Below are 16,343 nucleotides of genomic sequence, written 5' to 3' on the forward strand. Positions count from 1 at the left end.
CACATTCGACCGAGTTCCACTTCTGGAATGCGAGTAAATGTGGGAGCGGGCTTGCTCGCGAAAGCTATTTCAGCGGCTCAGATACATCCGCGTCGTAAGCAGATACACCGGCAGCCCCGACACTAGAATCAACAATGCCGCATAGGGCGCCGCTGCCGCGAATTCCACATTCGAGGTGTGCGCCCACACGGCAGTTGCCAAGGTATTCAGCCCGGTCGGACTAAGCAGCAACGTCGCCGTCAATTCCTTCATCGCATCCAGGAATACCAGCGCAAACGCCGCCCCCAATGCCGGGAAAATAATCGGCAACGTCACCCGGCAAAACGCACTGAACGACGACGCGCCCAGCGTTCTCGCCGCCTCTTCCAGCTGTGGTGCTGCCTTGTTCAGCGCCGTGCGGATCGGCGCCTGGGCCAGGGGCAAAAACAGCAGCGCATAAGCGATCAGCAACAGCGCCGACGTCTGATACAGCGCCGGCACGTAATGCAGGGCGAAATACACCAGTGTCAGCGCAATCACCAGGCCGGGCAGGGCGTGCAGCAGGTACGGCAGGCGTTCCGCCCACAGTGCGAGCTGGCCCTTGTAGCGCACCACCAGCAAGCCCACCGGCACGGCAAACAACAGGCAAAGCGCGGCGCCACCCAGGGACAGCGCCAACGAAGAAAGCAGCGCCTCGCTGATCTCGGCTATCGGAAATGCCGCCGAACTGCCCACTGCCAGCCAATAACCGAGCATGCCCAGTGGAATGCCGCTGCCGATGATCGCCAGGAGCAGGCAATACAGCTGCCCCAGCGCCGCCCATTTGCCGAGTCGAACCTGTTCGGCATGCCGCGCCGCGCCCTGGCCGGTACGCACGTGCCGGCCCTTGCCGCGCACCCGCAGCTCCAGCCAGAGCAGCGTCAGGCACATCACCAGCAGCACCGCCGAAAGCATCGCCGCATTGGCGTTGCTGAACTCCAGCTCGAATTGCTGGTAGATCGCGGTGGTAAACGTCTGCAAGCCGATGATCGACAAGGCGCCGAACTCCACCAGCATATGCAGGGCAATCAACAGTGCCCCTGCCAGCAGTGACGGCCACAGTAAAGGCAAGGTGATGCGAAAGAACACGCCCCAGCGATTCAGTCCGAGGGTGCGGGCCGATTCTTCCAGGGATGGATCAAGATTGCGCAGGGTTGCCGCCACCGGCAGAAACACCAGCGGGTATTTGGACAGGGTCATCACCAGGATCGCTCCGCCCAACCCTTCAAAGTTGGCGCTTAACGAAACCCAGGTAAAGCTGCTGACAAACGCCGGCACCGCGAACGGCAGGCACAGGATCACTCCCCAGATCCGCCGCCCCGGCAGGTTGCTGCGTTCCAGCAGCCAGGCCAGGGACAAGCCGATCACGCCGCAGGCCACGGTGACGCCGACCATCAGCGCCAGGGTGTTGCGCAGCAACCCGAATACATAGGGCCGCCACAGCAAATGCACCGCTTCGGCCCATCCTGCCTGCCAGGCCTTGAGGCCGACATACGCCAGCGGCAACAGGCTCAGGCCTACCAGCAGCAGGACTGGTAGCAGCAACCAGATCGAAGGGCGTTTGCGTCTCGGCGTAAAACCCCCGCGCAAGGCGGGGGCGGGGAGCGATGGGTTCATCAGTTCAAGCCAACGTCACGTTCCAGTTCCAGGGCTTCTTCGGCGTTGCCCAGGTCGGCAGGGGTGACTTTCGGCGGTTGCAGCTCGCTGAAAGGCTTGAGGCCGCGGTTGGATTCCATGCCCTTGCGCAGCGGGTATTCGGCGGAAGTGTTGGTGATCACCCGCTGGCCTTCTTCGCTGGCCATGAATGCCAGCAGTTGCTGGGCTTCCTTTGGATGCTTGCTGGATTTTAGTGCAGCCGCGGCAGACACGGTGATCAGGCCACCGGCATCGCCGTTGGTGAAGTAGTGCAGCTGCGAATCCAGGTTGGTTTTTTCTTTCTTCAGGGCGAACCAGTAGTAGTTGTTCACCAAGACAGTGGCGACTTCGCCATTTTCCACGGCCTTGAGCGCAACCATGTTGTTGCTGTAGACCTTGCCGAAAGCGCGCAGGCCGGTCAGCCACTCTTCAGCCGCTTCGCGACCGTGCAGCTTGATGATCGCTACGGCTTGTTCCTGGAACGCGCCGCTGGTGGGCACGAAACCGACCTTGCCTTGCCACTCGGGCCCGGCGAAATCCAGTACCGACTTGGGCAGGTCTTTCTCGGCGATCAGCTTCGGGTTGAAGGCCACGACGCGGGTGCGTGCGGTCACGCCCATCCAGGCGCCGTTGGCGGCCACATATTCCTTCGGCAGGACGTCGAGGGTGCTGGCGTCGATGGTTGCCAGCAGGCCTTGCTCGCCGAGTTTATTCAGCGGCGGCGATTCTTCGGTGTAGATCACGTCGGCAGGGGAGCGGTCACCTTCTTCGACGACCTGGCTGGCCAGCTGGTTGCTGCTGCCCTTGCGCACATTGACGTGGATGCCGGTCTTGGCTTCGAAGGCCTTGGCAAGTTCATCGCCGACCTCCTTGTGTTGGCCGTTGTACAAGGTCAGTGCAACCTTGTCGGCAGAATAGGCAGCGGGCGAGAGCAGGGTCAGGCCGAGCAGAGTGATGGTCAGGCCACGCAGAAGGGATGTCTTGAGACGGGTATCGCGGATCATCATCCGGGGTTTTCCTCACTTGAGTGCAACAAATCCTTACAAGGATAAACGATAAAACTTCTCAAGTGCGGACGAGGGGGGGAAATCACCGGTCAGGTTTTCAAACCCCGGAAACGAAAAAACCCGCTTTCGCGGGTTTGATCTGAATTTGGTGCCCAGGAGAAGACTCGAACTTCCACGACCTTGCGATCACCAGCACCTGAAGCTGGCGTGTCTACCAATTTCACCACCTGGGCATTATCAACGCTTGCGCTGTTGATGGAGCGAACTATACGGAGGGCTTTTTGATCTGTAAACCCCTGATTCAAAAATATAAATCAAGATTCTTGTTAAAAATCAAAGGCCTGAAACGCAAAAACCCGCTTTCGCGGGTTTTTGGAGACTCAAGGCATAACCTTGAGTTTGAAATTGGTGCCCAGGAGAAGACTCGAACTTCCACGACCTTGCGATCACCAGCACCTGAAGCTGGCGTGTCTACCAATTTCACCACCTGGGCAGCATCAACAACGTTGCCGTCGTCGATGGCGCGCACTATACGGAGGCTGTTTTGAGCTGTAAAGCCCTGCCATGAAAAAAGTCTGGAATATTTCGCCGACGGTCGCGCAAGGTGCATTCCAAGGGCTACAAAGTGCTTTTACGGGCTTGTTGACACCTGAAATTTCCCGTTTCAATACGCGTATGCCAAACTAACCCGCATATAGACAAGGTGAAAACTCTCTAATGGCCGATTGGCAGTCCCTCGATCCCGAGGCCGCTCGTGAAGCGGAAAAATATGAAAACCCTATTCCTAGCCGCGAACTGATCCTGGCGCACCTCGCCGATCGGGGTTCGCCTGCTAGCCGCGAGCAGCTGGTTGAAGAATTCGGTCTGACCACCGAAGACCAACTCGAGGCCCTGCGTCGTCGCCTGCGCGCCATGGAGCGCGATGCCCAGTTGATCTACACCCGCCGCGGCACCTACGCGCCGGTGGACAAGCTCGACCTGATCCTCGGCCGCATCGCCGGCCACCGTGACGGTTTCGGCTTCCTGATCCCGGACGATGGCAGCGACGACCTGTTCATGAGCCCTGCGCAAATGCGCATGGTGTTCGATGGCGACCGTGCCCTGGCCCGCGTTTCCGGCCTTGACCGTCGCGGTCGCCGTGAAGGCGTGATCGTCGAAGTGGTGTCCCGTGCCCACGAGTCCATCGTCGGCCGTTACTTCGAAGAAGGCGGCATCGGCTTCGTGGTGCCGGATAACCCCAAGGTCCAGCAGGAAGTGCTGATCACTCCGGGGCGCAATGGCGCCGCCAAAGTGGGCCAGTTCGTCGAGGTGAAAATCACCCACTGGCCCACTGCGCGCTTCCAGCCACAGGGCGATATCGTTGAAGTGGTCGGCAACTACATGGCGCCGGGCATGGAGATCGATGTTGCGCTGCGCACCTACGATATCCCTCACGTCTGGCCTGAGGCTGTGCTCAAAGAAGCCGCCAAGCTCAAGCCGGAAGTCGAAGAAAAAGACAAAGAGAAGCGCATCGACCTGCGTCATCTGCCGTTCGTCACCATTGACGGCGAAGATGCCCGCGACTTCGACGATGCGGTCTACTGCGAAGCCAAGCCTGGCAAACTGCGCCTGTTCTCCGGCGGCTGGAAGTTGTTCGTCGCGATTGCCGACGTGTCCAGCTACGTGAAGATCGGTTCGGCCCTGGACAACGAAGCCCAGGTGCGCGGCAACTCGGTGTACTTCCCCGAGCGCGTCATCCCGATGCTGCCTGAGCAGCTGTCCAACGGCCTGTGCTCCCTGAACCCGAAAGTCGACCGTTTGGCCATGGTGTGCGAGATGACCATCTCGAAAACCGGCGAAATGACCGACTACCAGTTCTACGAAGCGGTGATTCACTCCCAGGCGCGCCTGACCTACAACAAGGTCAGCACCATCCTGGAACAGCCGAAAACCAGCGAGGCCAAGGCCCTGCGCGGTGAGTACGGGCATGTCGTGCCGCATCTCAAGCAGCTCTACGCGCTGTACAAGGTGCTGTTGGGCGCTCGTCACGTGCGTGGCGCGATCGACTTTGAAACTCAGGAAACCCGGATTGTCTTCGGTTCCGAGCGCAAGATCGCCGCAATCACCCCGACCACGCGCAACGATGCTCACAAGCTGATCGAGGAATGCATGCTGGCGGCCAACGTGGCCACCGCAGAGTTCCTCAAAAAGCACGAGATTCCTGCGTTGTACCGGGTGCACGACGGCCCGCCGCCGGAGCGTCTGGAGAAGCTGCGCGCGTTCCTCGGTGAGCTCGGCCTGTCCCTGCACAAAGGCAAGGACGGCCCGACGCCGAAGGACTACCAGGCTCTGCTCGCGAGCATCAAGGACCGTCCGGATTACCACGTGATCCAGACCGTCATGCTGCGCTCCCTGAGCCAGGCGGTGTACAGCGCCGATAACCAGGGCCACTTTGGCCTGAATTACGAAGCGTACACCCACTTCACCTCGCCGATTCGTCGTTACCCGGACTTGCTCACGCACCGGGCGATCCGCAGCGTGATCCATTCCAAGCAGAACACCCCGCACGTCAAGCGTGCTGGTGCCATGACCATTCCGAAGGCACGGATCTATCCGTACGACGAAGCGGCCCTGGAACAGTTGGGCGAGCAGTGCTCCATGAGCGAGCGCCGTGCCGACGAAGCCACCCGCGACGTAGTGAACTGGCTCAAGTGCGAGTTCATGAAAGACCGCGTGGGCGAGTCGTTCCCGGGTGTGATCACTGCCGTGACCGGTTTTGGTTTGTTCGTCGAGCTGACCGACATCTACGTCGAGGGCCTGGTGCACGTCACCGCCTTGCCGGGTGACTACTACCACTTCGACCCTGTGCATCACCGCCTGGCGGGCGAGCGCACCGGTCGCAGCTTCCGTCTGGGCGATACCGTTGAAGTGCAGGTCATGCGCGTCGACCTCGACGAGCGCAAGATCGATTTCGGTATGCCTGACAAGCCGGCTGAACCGACTGGCCGTAAAAAACGTGGCAGCGAAACTGCAGCCCCGGCCAGCAAAGGCAAAGGTGCTCCTGCGAAAGCAGCGGTCGCCGAGCCTGCGCCAGCCAAGCCTGCGCGTCGTTCGTCTGCCAAGGACAAGGCCCCCGAAGCCTACCGCCCTAGCGATGCCGCGGCGAAAAACGCCGAGCTGCGCAAGAGCCGCGAGTTGAAGCAGCAGTTGCTCAACGAAGCCAAAAGCGGTGGTAAAGCGGCGTCTGGGGGAAAGTCCCGCGAGGCGGAAAAGCCGTCGAGCAAGCCGAGTAAACACCGTAAAGGCCCGCCAAAAGCGGGTTCGGCCCCCGCGAAAAGCGGCGGGTCGCGCAAACCTAAGGCCAAGTCATGAGTCTGGAAAAAATCTACGGCGTACACGCCGTAGAAGCATTGCTGCGTCACCACCCGAAACGCGTCAAGCAGGTGTGGTTGGCAGAAGGCCGCAGTGAGCCGCGTGTTCAAGCGCTGGTCGAACTGGCCAATCAGAACAAAGTTGCCATCGGCCAGGCCGAGCGGCGCGAGATGGACGTCTGGGTCGAAGGCGTTCACCAGGGCGTGGTAGCCGACGTCAGTCCAAGCCAGGTCTGGGGCGAAGCGATGCTCGACGAGCTGCTCGACCGCACCGAAGGCGCACCGCTGTTGCTGGTGCTCGACGGCGTGACCGATCCGCACAACCTCGGCGCCTGCCTGCGTTCGGCGGATGCTGCCGGTGCGTTGGCGGTGATCGTGCCTAAAGACAAGTCGGCAACCTTGACGCCTGTCGTGCGTAAAGTCGCCTGCGGTGCGGCGGAAGTGATTCCGCTGGTGGCCGTGACCAACCTGGCGCGTACCCTGGAGAAACTCCAGCAGCGCGGCCTGTGGGTCGTGGGTACGGCGGGGGAGGCTGAGGTCAGCATTTATGACCAGGACCTCACCGGCCCGACCATCCTGATCATGGGTGCCGAAGGCAAGGGCATGCGCCGCCTGACCCGCGAGCATTGCGATTACCTGGTGCACCTGCCGATGGCCGGTAGCGTCAGCAGCCTCAACGTTTCAGTCGCAACGGGCGTCTGCCTGTTCGAAGCCCAGCGCCAGCGCGGCGCCAAGGCTAAAGCCAAGAAATAACCAAGTCTGGCGCAGGTCAAAATGTGGGAGGGGGCTTGCTCCCGAATACGGTGTATCAGTCAGTGCATTTGGTGACTGGCACATCGCTTTCGGGAGCAAGCCCCCTCCCACATTTGTTTTTGTGGTGTATGGGGGCTGTTCAAATAATCACCAATCACCTTGCACCCTTTCTCCCCCTTCTCTACAATTGCGCCCCTTGCCTTCATGGCAGGCACGCATGTGCCTCCCTTCGGCAAGATCCATAAGTGTCATTCACTCCTTGTCTGACCGTTTTTGAGCGGCAGGCTACAACCCGTAAGGAGCATTCATGCGTCATTACGAAATCATCTTTTTGGTCCACCCGGATCAAAGCGAGCAAGTCGGCGGCATGGTAGAGCGTTACACCAAGCTGATCGAAGAAGACGGCGGCAAAATCCACCGTCTGGAAGATTGGGGCCGTCGTCAACTGGCCTACGCAATCAACAATGTTCACAAGGCTCACTACGTGATGCTGAACGTTGAGTGCACTGGCAAGGCCCTGGCCGAGCTGGAAGACAACTTCCGCTACAACGATGCAGTGATCCGTAACCTGGTCATCCGTCGCGAAGAAGCCGTTACCGGCCAATCCGAGATGCTCAAGGCTGAAGAAAACCGCAGTGAGCGCCGTGAGCGTCGCGACCGTCCTGAGCACGAAGGCGCTGAAAGCGCTGATAGTGATGACAGCGACAACAGCGATAACGCTGACGAGTAATCCACGGACCTTTTAAGGAGCCTATCAAATGGCACGTTTCTTCCGTCGTCGTAAATTCTGCCGCTTCACCGCTGAAGACGTGAAGGAGATCGATTACAAAGATCTCAACACTCTGAAAGCCTACGTATCCGAGACCGGCAAAATTGTTCCAAGCCGCATCACCGGTACCAAAGCTCGTTATCAGCGTCAGCTGGCCACCGCTATCAAGCGCGCCCGCTTCCTGGCCCTGCTGGCCTACACCGACAGCCACGGCCGCTGAGACCGGGCAGTCGACAAGTAGTAAGGGATTGAATGCATGCGCGCCTTAGCTGAGTTCATCATGCGCGGTCGTGTGCAGGCCACTCTGGTAGTGGCTGGATGTGCAGCATTGCCGTTGTTGTATTGGTTGGGTGCTGCCGCGGGTTGCCTTGTGCTTCTGCGGCGCGGTTTGAAGGACGCCCTTGGCGTTCTTGCCCTGGGAATACTGCCGGCCTTGGTCTGGTGGTTGAAATTCGATGATCCACGGGTACTTCTGGTACTGCTCGGTTCATCGACCCTTGCGTTGGTTTTGCGCGCAAGTGAGTCCTGGGTCCGTACGCTGCTGGTCAGCGTGGCATTGGGGTTGGTGTATTCACTGGCGCTTGGCGCGGCTTTCCGCCCGCAAATCGAGGCGCTGGCGCAGGAGATCATCAAGATCCTGCCGCTGGCCCTCGGGGATCTCTACCAGCAGTTATCGGTAGAGGAGCGAGCGCGCTTTGCGTCAGTGGTTGCACCGATGCTTACCGGCCTGATAGCGGCACTGTTGCAGATTGTCAGCTTGCTGAGCCTGATTCTTGGGCGTTACTGGCAGGCGTTGTTGTATAACCCGGGTGGTTTTGGTCGCGAGTTTCGCAGTATCAGAATCCCCGCTGGACCGGCGATGTTGCTGCTGGCGTTCATGGTGGTCGGGCCGACTTTTGGCCTGGCGCTGTTGGTGCCGTTGTGCAGCGTACCGCTGGTATTTGCCGGCCTGTCCCTGATTCATGGGCTGGTGGCGCAAAAGCGACTGGGCAGATTCTGGCTGGTGGGGTTGTACGTGACGCTGTTGCTGTTCATGCAGCTGATCTATCCGTTACTCGTGGTCTTGGCCATTGTCGACGGCCTGATTGATTTTCGCGGTCGTCTGGCGCCGAAAGACGCCGATAACGCGAACGGTGAAGGTTAAAAGTTAGAGGATTTTCACATGCAACTGATCCTTCTGGAAAAAGTCGCCAACCTGGGCAACCTGGGCGACAAAGTGAACGTTAAGGCCGGCTACGGTCGTAACTACCTGCTGCCATACGGCAAAGCCACCGCTGCAACCGCTGCCAACCTGGCTGCGTTTGAAGAGCGTCGTGCTGAGCTGGAAAAAGCAGCAGCAGACAAAAAAGCTTCGGCCGAAACTCGCGCTGCCCAACTGGCTGAGCTGGAAGTGACTATCACTGCCACCGCCGGTGACGAAGGCAAGCTGTTCGGTTCGATCGGCACCCACGACATCGCTGATGCACTGACCGCCTCCGGCGTTGAAGTGCAGAAGAGCGAAGTTCGTCTGCCGAACGGCACCATCCGCAACGTTGGCGAATTCGATGTAGCCGTGCACCTGCACGCTGAAGTCGAAGCAACCGTACGCGTTGTTGTGGTAGCAGCTTAAGCAACACCTAACTGACTGGCACCTCGCGTGCCAGGCAGTTAACATCGGGCACGATCCTGTTCACAGGTCGTGCCTTTTGTTTTTCTGTAGCCCCAGATTCTCCAACTATTCCAAGTGGCCATGAACGATATCTCCGCTCCTGAGCAATATGACCTGCAAACCGCTGCCCTGAAGGTGCCGCCGCATTCCATCGAGGCCGAACAGGCCGTGCTCGGTGGCTTGATGCTGGACAACAACGCCTGGGAACGCGTGCTGGATCAAGTCTCGGACGGCGATTTCTACCGTCATGACCACCGCCTGATCTTCCGCGCCATTGCCAAGCTGGCCGACCAGAACTCACCGATCGACGTGGTGACCCTGGCCGAGCAGTTGGACAAGGAAGGCCAGACGTCCCAAGTGGGCGGCCTGGGTTACCTGGGCGAGCTGGCGAAAAACACGCCATCGGTCGCCAACATCAAGGCGTATGCGCAGATCGTCCGTGCGCGGGCCACGTTGCGCCAGTTGATCGGCATCGCCACCGAGATCGCCGACAGCGCGTTCAACCCGGAAGGCCGCACTGCCGAAGAGATTCTCGACGAAGCCGAACGGCAGATCTTCCAGATCGCCGAGGCCCGGCCTAAAACCGGCGGCCCGGTCAGCGTCAACGACTTGCTGACCAAGGCCATCGACCGTATCGACACCTTGTTCAACACCGACAACGCCATCACCGGCCTGTCCACCGGCTACACCGACCTCGACGGCATGACCAGCGGCCTGCAGCCAGCCGACTTGATCATCGTCGCCGGCCGTCCGTCCATGGGTAAAACCACCTTCGCCATGAACCTGGTGGAAAACGCCGTGTTGCGCAGCGACAAGGCCGTACTGGTTTATTCCCTGGAGATGCCAGGCGAATCGCTGATCATGCGTATGTTGTCGTCCCTGGGCCGCATCGACCAGACCAAGGTGCGTGCCGGTCGCCTGGAAGACGACGATTGGCCGCGCCTGACCTCGGCGGTCAACCTGCTCAACGATCGCAAGCTGTTTATCGATGACACCGCGGGCATCAGCCCGTCGGAAATGCGCGCGCGTACCCGACGCCTGGTGCGTGAGCACGGCGACATCGCCCTGATCATGATCGACTACCTGCAGTTGATGCAGATCCCGGGCTCCAGCGGTGACAGCCGGACCAACGAGATTTCCGAGATTTCCCGCTCGTTGAAAGCCCTGGCCAAGGAATTCAACTGCCCGGTGGTTGCCCTGTCGCAGCTCAACCGATCTCTTGAGCAGCGTCCGAACAAACGCCCGATCAACTCCGACTTGCGGGAATCCGGAGCGATCGAGCAGGATGCTGACGTGATCATGTTCGTATACCGGGACGAGGTGTATCACCCGGAGACCGAGCATAAAGGCATCGCTGAAATCATTATCGGTAAACAGCGTAACGGGCCAATCGGCACCACGCGCCTGGCCTTCATCGGTAAATACACCCGCTTCGAGAACCTGGCGCCGGGCAGCTATAACTTCGAAGACGAGTAAAAGCGCTGCCCGCCAATTCCGACTGCAAAGGTCGGAATTGGTCAAATTTTGTGCTATATTCCGCGCCCGCGATTTTTCATCTCAACACCGGTCACCGTCATGCAAACAGCCAAGCCGTTATTTGACTATCCCAAGTACTGGGCCGAATGTTTCGGTCCTGCGCCATTCCTGCCGATGAGCAGGGAGGAGATGGATCAGCTTGGCTGGGATTCATGCGACATCATCATCGTCACCGGTGACGCGTACGTGGACCATCCGTCGTTCGGCATGGCAATCATCGGCCGGCTGCTGGAGTCCCAGGGCTTTCGCGTCGGGATCATTGCCCAGCCCAACTGGCAGTCCAAAGACGACTTCATGAAGCTCGGCGAGCCGAACCTGTTCTTCGGCGTCGCGGCCGGCAACATGGACTCGATGATCAACCGCTACACCGCCGACAAGAAAATCCGCTCCGATGACGCCTACACCCCAGGCGGCATGGCCGGCAAACGTCCGGACCGCGCGAGCCTGGTCTACAGCCAGCGCTGCAAGGAAGCCTACAAGCACGTGCCGATCGTGCTCGGCGGCATCGAAGCCTCCCTGCGCCGCATCGCCCACTACGACTACTGGCAGGACCGTGTACGCAACTCGATCCTGATCGACGCCTGCGCCGATATCCTGCTGTACGGCAACGCCGAGCGGGCCATCGTCGAAGTCGCCCAGCGCCTGTCGTGGGGCCACAAGATCGAAGACATCACCGACGTGCGCGGCACCGCGTTCATTCGCCGTGACACGCCCGAAGGCTGGTACGAGGTGGACTCCACCCGTATCGACCGTCCGGGCAAGATCGACAAGATCATCAACCCGTACGTGAACACCCAGGACACCCAGGCCTGCGCCATCGAGCAGGAAAAGGGCCCGGTGGAAGACCCGGAAGAGGCCAAGGTGGTACAGATCCTGGCCAGCCCACGCATGACCCGTGACAAGACCGTGATCCGTCTGCCGTCCGTGGAAAAAGTCCGTGGCGACTCGGTGCTGTATGCCCACGCCAACCGCGTGCTCCACCTGGAAACCAACCCGGGCAACGCCCGCGCGCTGGTACAGAAGCACGGCGAAGTGGATGTGTGGTTCAACCCGCCGCCCATTCCCATGACTACCGAAGAAATGGACTACGTGTTCGGCATGCCTTACGCCCGTGTTCCACACCCGGCGTACGGCAAGGAAAAGATCCCGGCCTACGACATGATCCGCTTCTCGGTGAACATCATGCGTGGCTGCTTCGGCGGCTGCACCTTCTGCTCGATCACCGAGCACGAAGGCCGGATCATCCAGAACCGTTCCGAAGAGTCGATCATTCGCGAAATCGAAGAGATCCGCGACAAGGTGCCAGGCTTCACCGGCGTCATTTCCGACCTCGGCGGCCCGACCGCGAACATGTACCGCATTGCCTGCAAGAGCCCGGAAATCGAATCCGCGTGCCGCAAGCCATCCTGCGTGTTCCCGGGCATCTGCCCGAACCTGAACACCGACCACTCGTCGTTGATCCAGCTGTACCGCAGCGCCCGTGCGTTGCCGGGTGTGAAGAAGATCCTGATCGCTTCCGGCCTGCGCTACGACCTCGCGGTCGAGTCGCCGGAGTATGTGAAGGAGCTGGTGACCCACCACGTCGGTGGTTACCTGAAGATCGCCCCGGAACACACCGAGGAAGGTCCGCTCAACCAGATGATGAAACCGGGCATCGGCAGCTATGACAAGTTCAAGCGCATGTTCGAGAAGTACACCAAGGAAGCGGGCAAGGAGCAGTACCTGATTCCTTACTTCATCGCCGCCCACCCGGGCACCACCGATGAAGACATGATGAACCTGGCCCTGTGGCTCAAGGGCAACGGCTTCCGCGCCGACCAGGTGCAGGCGTTCTACCCGTCGCCAATGGCCACCGCCACGGCGATGTACCACTCGGGCAAGAACCCGCTGCGCAAGGTCACCTACAAGAGCGACGCGGTGACCATCGTCAAGAGCGAAGAACAGCGCCGCCTGCACAAGGCCTTCCTGCGCTACCACGACCCGAAGGGCTGGCCGATGCTGCGTGAAGCATTGACTCGCATGGGCCGTGCAGACCTGATCGGGCCGGGCAAGGAGCAACTGATCCCGTTGCACCAACCGTCCACCGACAGCTACCAGAGCGCCCGTCGCAAAAACTCGACGCCGGCTGGCAGCCACAAGGTTGCGAAGGAAACCACCACCAGGATCCTCACCCAGCATACCGGCTTGCCGCCCCGTGGCAGTGACGGCAGCAACCCTTGGGACAAGCGCGAGCAAGCCAAGGCCGCGGCCATGGCGCGCAACAAGCAGGCCGCCAAGGAGCGCACCGACGCCGCCAAGGGCAAAGGCAAGAAGCCAGCCCGCAAGCCGGTCGTGCCGCGTTGATCGCAGCCTGAAACGCAAAAACGCCAGCCTCGTGCTGGCGTTTTGCTTTCTAGCGGGTGGGTAGCCTGTTTGTTAAGGTGACGCCCATTCGAGCGCCATCGCAGGCAAGCCAGCTCCCACATGTGACCGGGTTTCAGCATGAGAATGCGGTCGAATGTGGGAGCGGGCTTGCTCGCGAAAGCGCCAGTTCAGACACCACCCATTTCAAGGAAGAACACCCCCATGAGCAGCCCCCTGCTTGGCATCGGCATGGACTCCAACCGCTCCCAGTTCATGGCCCGCCAGCGCATCGAAAGCCAGATCAACCTGCCACGCCTGTTTGCCGCCATCGACGCCGACCCCGGCATTGTGGGGGCGGGTGTGGTGTATATCGATGCCGACTTCAACGTCGTCACCCTGCGCGAATTCCAACCCATCTGCAGCATTGCGCCCAAACGCGTGATCCTGCGGGAAGCGCAGCGGTACATAGCGCCGGCGCAGTTCGCCCAGCAGGTGCAAGACAATCCCCGTGAATCGCGGCTGGTGGGTGAAGCGATCAACACCACGCTGTCGTGTGCCGGTGCAGTCATCGGCTGGGTAGTGGTGCTCAGCGGCTCTGTCGCGATACCGTTTTCGGCGGGTGCCAGTACGGTGGTCGCAGCCCTCGGCTACACCGCTGCGGCAGCCAGTACCGTTCAGTGTTTTGCCGGTGGCTACCGGACCGTCAACGAAATAAGAAATCCGTCGCGCAACGACGAGCTCGACGGCGAGGAATGGTATCAATACACGATGATCGCGTTGGACGCCGCATCGTTGGTCGGAGTCGGTGCATCGTCACTCACCACCCTCAAGCTGGTCCGGCTGAATAGGGCGACCACCGGCAAAAGTGTTCGGGAGGTACTGAAAGGCTTGAATCGACAAGAGCGCGCCAAACTGACCAAGGAGTTGCTGAGCATTAACGACCCTCGCTTGAGCTCGAAGATGCTCAAGTTGCGACAGTTGTCAGGTGAGCTGCCCAAGCGCTTCACGCCCACACAGGTCAAGCACGCAACGGTCACGCAAATACAGGATGCGTTGGGCGCCTCGATTGGCTTCACGGGCAGTGCGCTTTCCGGGAATGTCCGAACCATTGCCGTCGGTCTATACGAGGAGATTGAGCAATGAACCAAGCACCGAGCATTCGTGCCTTTCTATCCCGGTACTTTCCGGTTTTCATGGGGGCGATATTTGCGGCGGTATTTTCCCTGGTCTTCGCAGTGCCTTTGTTTTTTGACAGCTATTTCCGGGACCTTCCCCTGGCGGATAACGCCAAGTACTCCTTTCTCGGCGGAATCGCTCTGACGTTGGTCATTGTGCACTGCAACTTCATGATCGCCCGCGGACGCCCGCAATGGGTGTGGCCGCTGGTGGTGTTGCTGGGGCTTTGTCTTGTGTGTGTGCTGCCCACGATCGAGTACCGACCGCATCCATTTATTTATGGCATGAGCGTGCTGTTGCCGTTGCTGGCGCTGCTGGTGCTTAACAGCAAGCGCCACCGCGAAATGCGCCAGAAACTGGTCGAAGTGCGCCACCTGCGCGAAGCCGTGATCGCCAGGCACAAAGCCCGTTGACTGGGTAGATTCACCACCCACCCTCACACTCCCGCCACAAATATGTGCAACCCTCGCACCACGACGGCAGCCATCGCGCCGTTTTGGTGCTGTACTGCACCGGGTCCCACGATAAAGCGCAATGACCACTGCTCTGGCATAAGTCTTGCGCGCTTTGTTTCCATGCCCTGGCTCGCAGGAGGCCGCCGTGTCGATTCATGTCGCGTTGCACCACGTTACGCATTACCGCTACGATCGCGCGGTCGAACTCGGCCCACAGATTGTTCGTCTGCGTCCGGCGGCCCATAGCCGCACGCGGATTCTTTCCTACGCGCTGAAGGTGCTGCCGGAACAGCACTTCATCAATTGGCAGCAAGATCCCCAGGGCAATTACCTGGCGCGTCTGGTGTTCCCGGAAAAAACTGACGAGCTGCGCATCGAAGTCGACCTGGTCGCGGAGATGGCGGTATTCAATCCGTTCGATTTCTTTCTGGAACCCTACGCCGAAAAAATCCCTTTCAGCTACGCCGCCGATGAGCAGCGCGAGCTGGCGCCGTACCTCGAAACATTGCCGCTGACCCCGAGATTCGCCGCGTATCTGGCGGGTATCGACCGCACGCCGTTGCCGGCGGTGGATTTCCTGGTGGGCCTGAATCAGCGCCTGGCCGCCGATATCGGCTACCTGATCCGCATGGAACCGGGCGTACAGACCCCGGAGTTCACCCTGGAAAACGCCTCCGGTTCCTGCCGGGATTCGGCGTGGTTGCTGGTGCAACTGCTGCGCAACCTTGGGTTGGCGGCACGATTTGTGTCGGGCTATCTGATCCAGCTGACCGCCGACGTCAAAGCCCTCGACGGCCCGTCCGGCACCGAGGTGGATTTCACCGACCTGCACGCCTGGTGCGAAGTGTATTTGCCCGGCGCCGGCTGGATCGGCCTCGATGCCACCTCCGGTTTGTTCGCCGGTGAAGGTCATATCCCGTTGGCCTGTAGTCCTGATCCTTCTTCCGCGGCGCCCATCAGCGGCCTGGTGGAACCCTGCGAGTGCGAATTTACCCACGAGATGTCCGTGGAACGGATTTGGGAAGCGCCCAGGGTTACCAAGCCCTACACCGAAGAGCAGTGGCTGGCGATCCAGGCCCTGGGCCGGCAGATCGACGGTGACCTGCACAAGGACGACGTACGCCTGACCATGGGCGGCGAACCCACCTTCGTTTCCATCGACGACCCCGACGGGGCGGAATGGAACACCGCCGCCCTGGGCCCGGACAAACGCCGGCTGTCCGCCGAGCTGTTCCAGCGCATGCGCAAGCACTACGCACCCAAGGGCCTGGTGCATTTCGGCCAGGGCAAGTGGTACCCCGGCGAGCAACTGCCGCGCTGGTCTCTCAACTGCTACTGGCGCCGCGACGGCGTGCCGATCTGGCACAACAGCGCGCTGATCGCCGATGAGCAGCAAAGCTACGGTGCCGATGGCGTGATGGCCGGGCGTTTTCTGGCCAGCGTTGCCGAGCGCCTGAAACTGCCCGCGCAGTTTGTATTCCCGGCCTACGAAGACAATTTCTATTACCTGTGGCGCGAAGGCGCCTTGCCGCAAAACGTCAGCGCCGAAGATCCGCGCCTGGAGGACAAGCTTGAGCGCGAGCGCCTGCGCAAGGTCTTCAGCCAGGGCCTGGATAAAGTCATCGGCCAGGTGCTGCCGCTGGCGCGCACGGC

Annotated in this window: 13 protein-coding genes and 2 tRNA genes; 11 read left to right on the forward strand and 4 right to left on the reverse strand. The window is 60.4% G+C overall.

Annotated features, from left to right (window positions below):
• Positions 1-69: 69 nt before the first annotated feature.
• From HX846_RS04230 to HX846_RS04245, 4 genes are all read right to left on the reverse strand, one after another.
• Entirely contained in the window at positions 70-1,635 is a 1,566-nt protein-coding gene (locus tag HX846_RS04230; RefSeq protein ID WP_003217500.1) for an iron ABC transporter permease, read from the reverse strand.
• Complete coding sequence (locus HX846_RS04235; protein ID WP_008439094.1) at positions 1,635-2,660, reverse strand: extracellular solute-binding protein; 1,026 nt, start codon at positions 2,658-2,660, stop codon at positions 1,635-1,637. Before HX846_RS04235 ends, HX846_RS04230 begins: the two co-directional genes overlap by 1 nt.
• 146 nt (positions 2,661-2,806) lie before the next feature.
• Positions 2,807-2,893: transfer RNA gene (locus HX846_RS04240), tRNA-Leu, on the reverse strand.
• A gap of 173 nt (positions 2,894-3,066) precedes the next feature.
• Positions 3,067-3,153: transfer RNA gene (locus HX846_RS04245), tRNA-Leu, on the reverse strand.
• A gap of 224 nt (positions 3,154-3,377) precedes the next feature.
• Between HX846_RS04245 and rnr the strand changes: the two genes are divergently transcribed.
• The 11 genes from rnr to HX846_RS04300 all read left to right on the forward strand — a co-directional run.
• Positions 3,378-6,011: a ribonuclease R gene (rnr, locus tag HX846_RS04250; RefSeq protein ID WP_178965023.1), complete on the forward strand. Its 2,634-nt coding sequence runs from the start codon at positions 3,378-3,380 to the stop codon at positions 6,009-6,011.
• Entirely contained in the window at positions 6,008-6,763 is a 756-nt protein-coding gene (rlmB, locus tag HX846_RS04255; protein ID WP_003217493.1) for a 23S rRNA (guanosine(2251)-2'-O)-methyltransferase RlmB, read from the forward strand. The genes rnr and rlmB overlap by 4 nt, the downstream gene beginning before the upstream one ends.
• Before the next feature lie 307 nt (positions 6,764-7,070).
• The gene (rpsF, locus tag HX846_RS04260; RefSeq protein WP_003217491.1) at positions 7,071-7,493 is read left to right on the forward strand and encodes a 30S ribosomal protein S6; all 423 of its coding nucleotides are present in this window, start codon (positions 7,071-7,073) and stop codon (positions 7,491-7,493) included.
• A 28-nt stretch (positions 7,494-7,521) separates the two neighbouring features.
• Positions 7,522-7,752 carry a 30S ribosomal protein S18 gene (rpsR, locus tag HX846_RS04265; protein ID WP_002551829.1) on the forward strand — a complete coding sequence of 77 codons (231 nt, stop codon included), beginning with the start codon at positions 7,522-7,524 and terminating at the stop codon, positions 7,750-7,752.
• 36 nt (positions 7,753-7,788) lie between these two features.
• Positions 7,789-8,676 (forward strand): hypothetical protein, encoded by an 888-nt coding sequence (locus HX846_RS04270; protein ID WP_003217488.1) that lies wholly within the window; start codon positions 7,789-7,791, stop codon positions 8,674-8,676.
• A gap of 18 nt (positions 8,677-8,694) precedes the next feature.
• Positions 8,695-9,141: a 50S ribosomal protein L9 gene (gene rplI, locus HX846_RS04275; protein WP_003171376.1), complete on the forward strand. Its 447-nt coding sequence runs from the start codon at positions 8,695-8,697 to the stop codon at positions 9,139-9,141.
• A gap of 120 nt (positions 9,142-9,261) precedes the next feature.
• On the forward strand, positions 9,262-10,656 hold the full coding sequence (gene dnaB / locus HX846_RS04280; RefSeq protein ID WP_003217484.1) for a replicative DNA helicase: 1,395 nt from the start codon (positions 9,262-9,264) through the stop codon (positions 10,654-10,656).
• A gap of 99 nt (positions 10,657-10,755) precedes the next feature.
• Positions 10,756-13,059, forward strand: a complete 2,304-nt coding sequence (locus HX846_RS04285; protein WP_008439091.1) for a YgiQ family radical SAM protein — start codon at positions 10,756-10,758, stop codon at positions 13,057-13,059.
• A gap of 222 nt (positions 13,060-13,281) precedes the next feature.
• Entirely contained in the window at positions 13,282-14,202 is a 921-nt protein-coding gene (locus HX846_RS04290; RefSeq protein WP_102604267.1) for an NAD synthetase, read from the forward strand.
• Positions 14,199-14,648, forward strand: coding sequence for a hypothetical protein (locus HX846_RS04295; RefSeq protein WP_134325642.1), 450 nt, complete (start codon positions 14,199-14,201; stop codon positions 14,646-14,648). The genes HX846_RS04290 and HX846_RS04295 overlap by 4 nt, the downstream gene beginning before the upstream one ends.
• A gap of 187 nt (positions 14,649-14,835) precedes the next feature.
• A partial coding sequence (locus HX846_RS04300) for a transglutaminase family protein (protein ID WP_178965024.1) occupies positions 14,836-16,343 on the forward strand: 1,508 nt, incomplete at its 3' end.

Origin of the sequence: Pseudomonas sp. K5002 (genome assembly GCF_013386655.1) — a bacterium.
Classification (GTDB): domain Bacteria; phylum Pseudomonadota; class Gammaproteobacteria; order Pseudomonadales; family Pseudomonadaceae; genus Aquipseudomonas.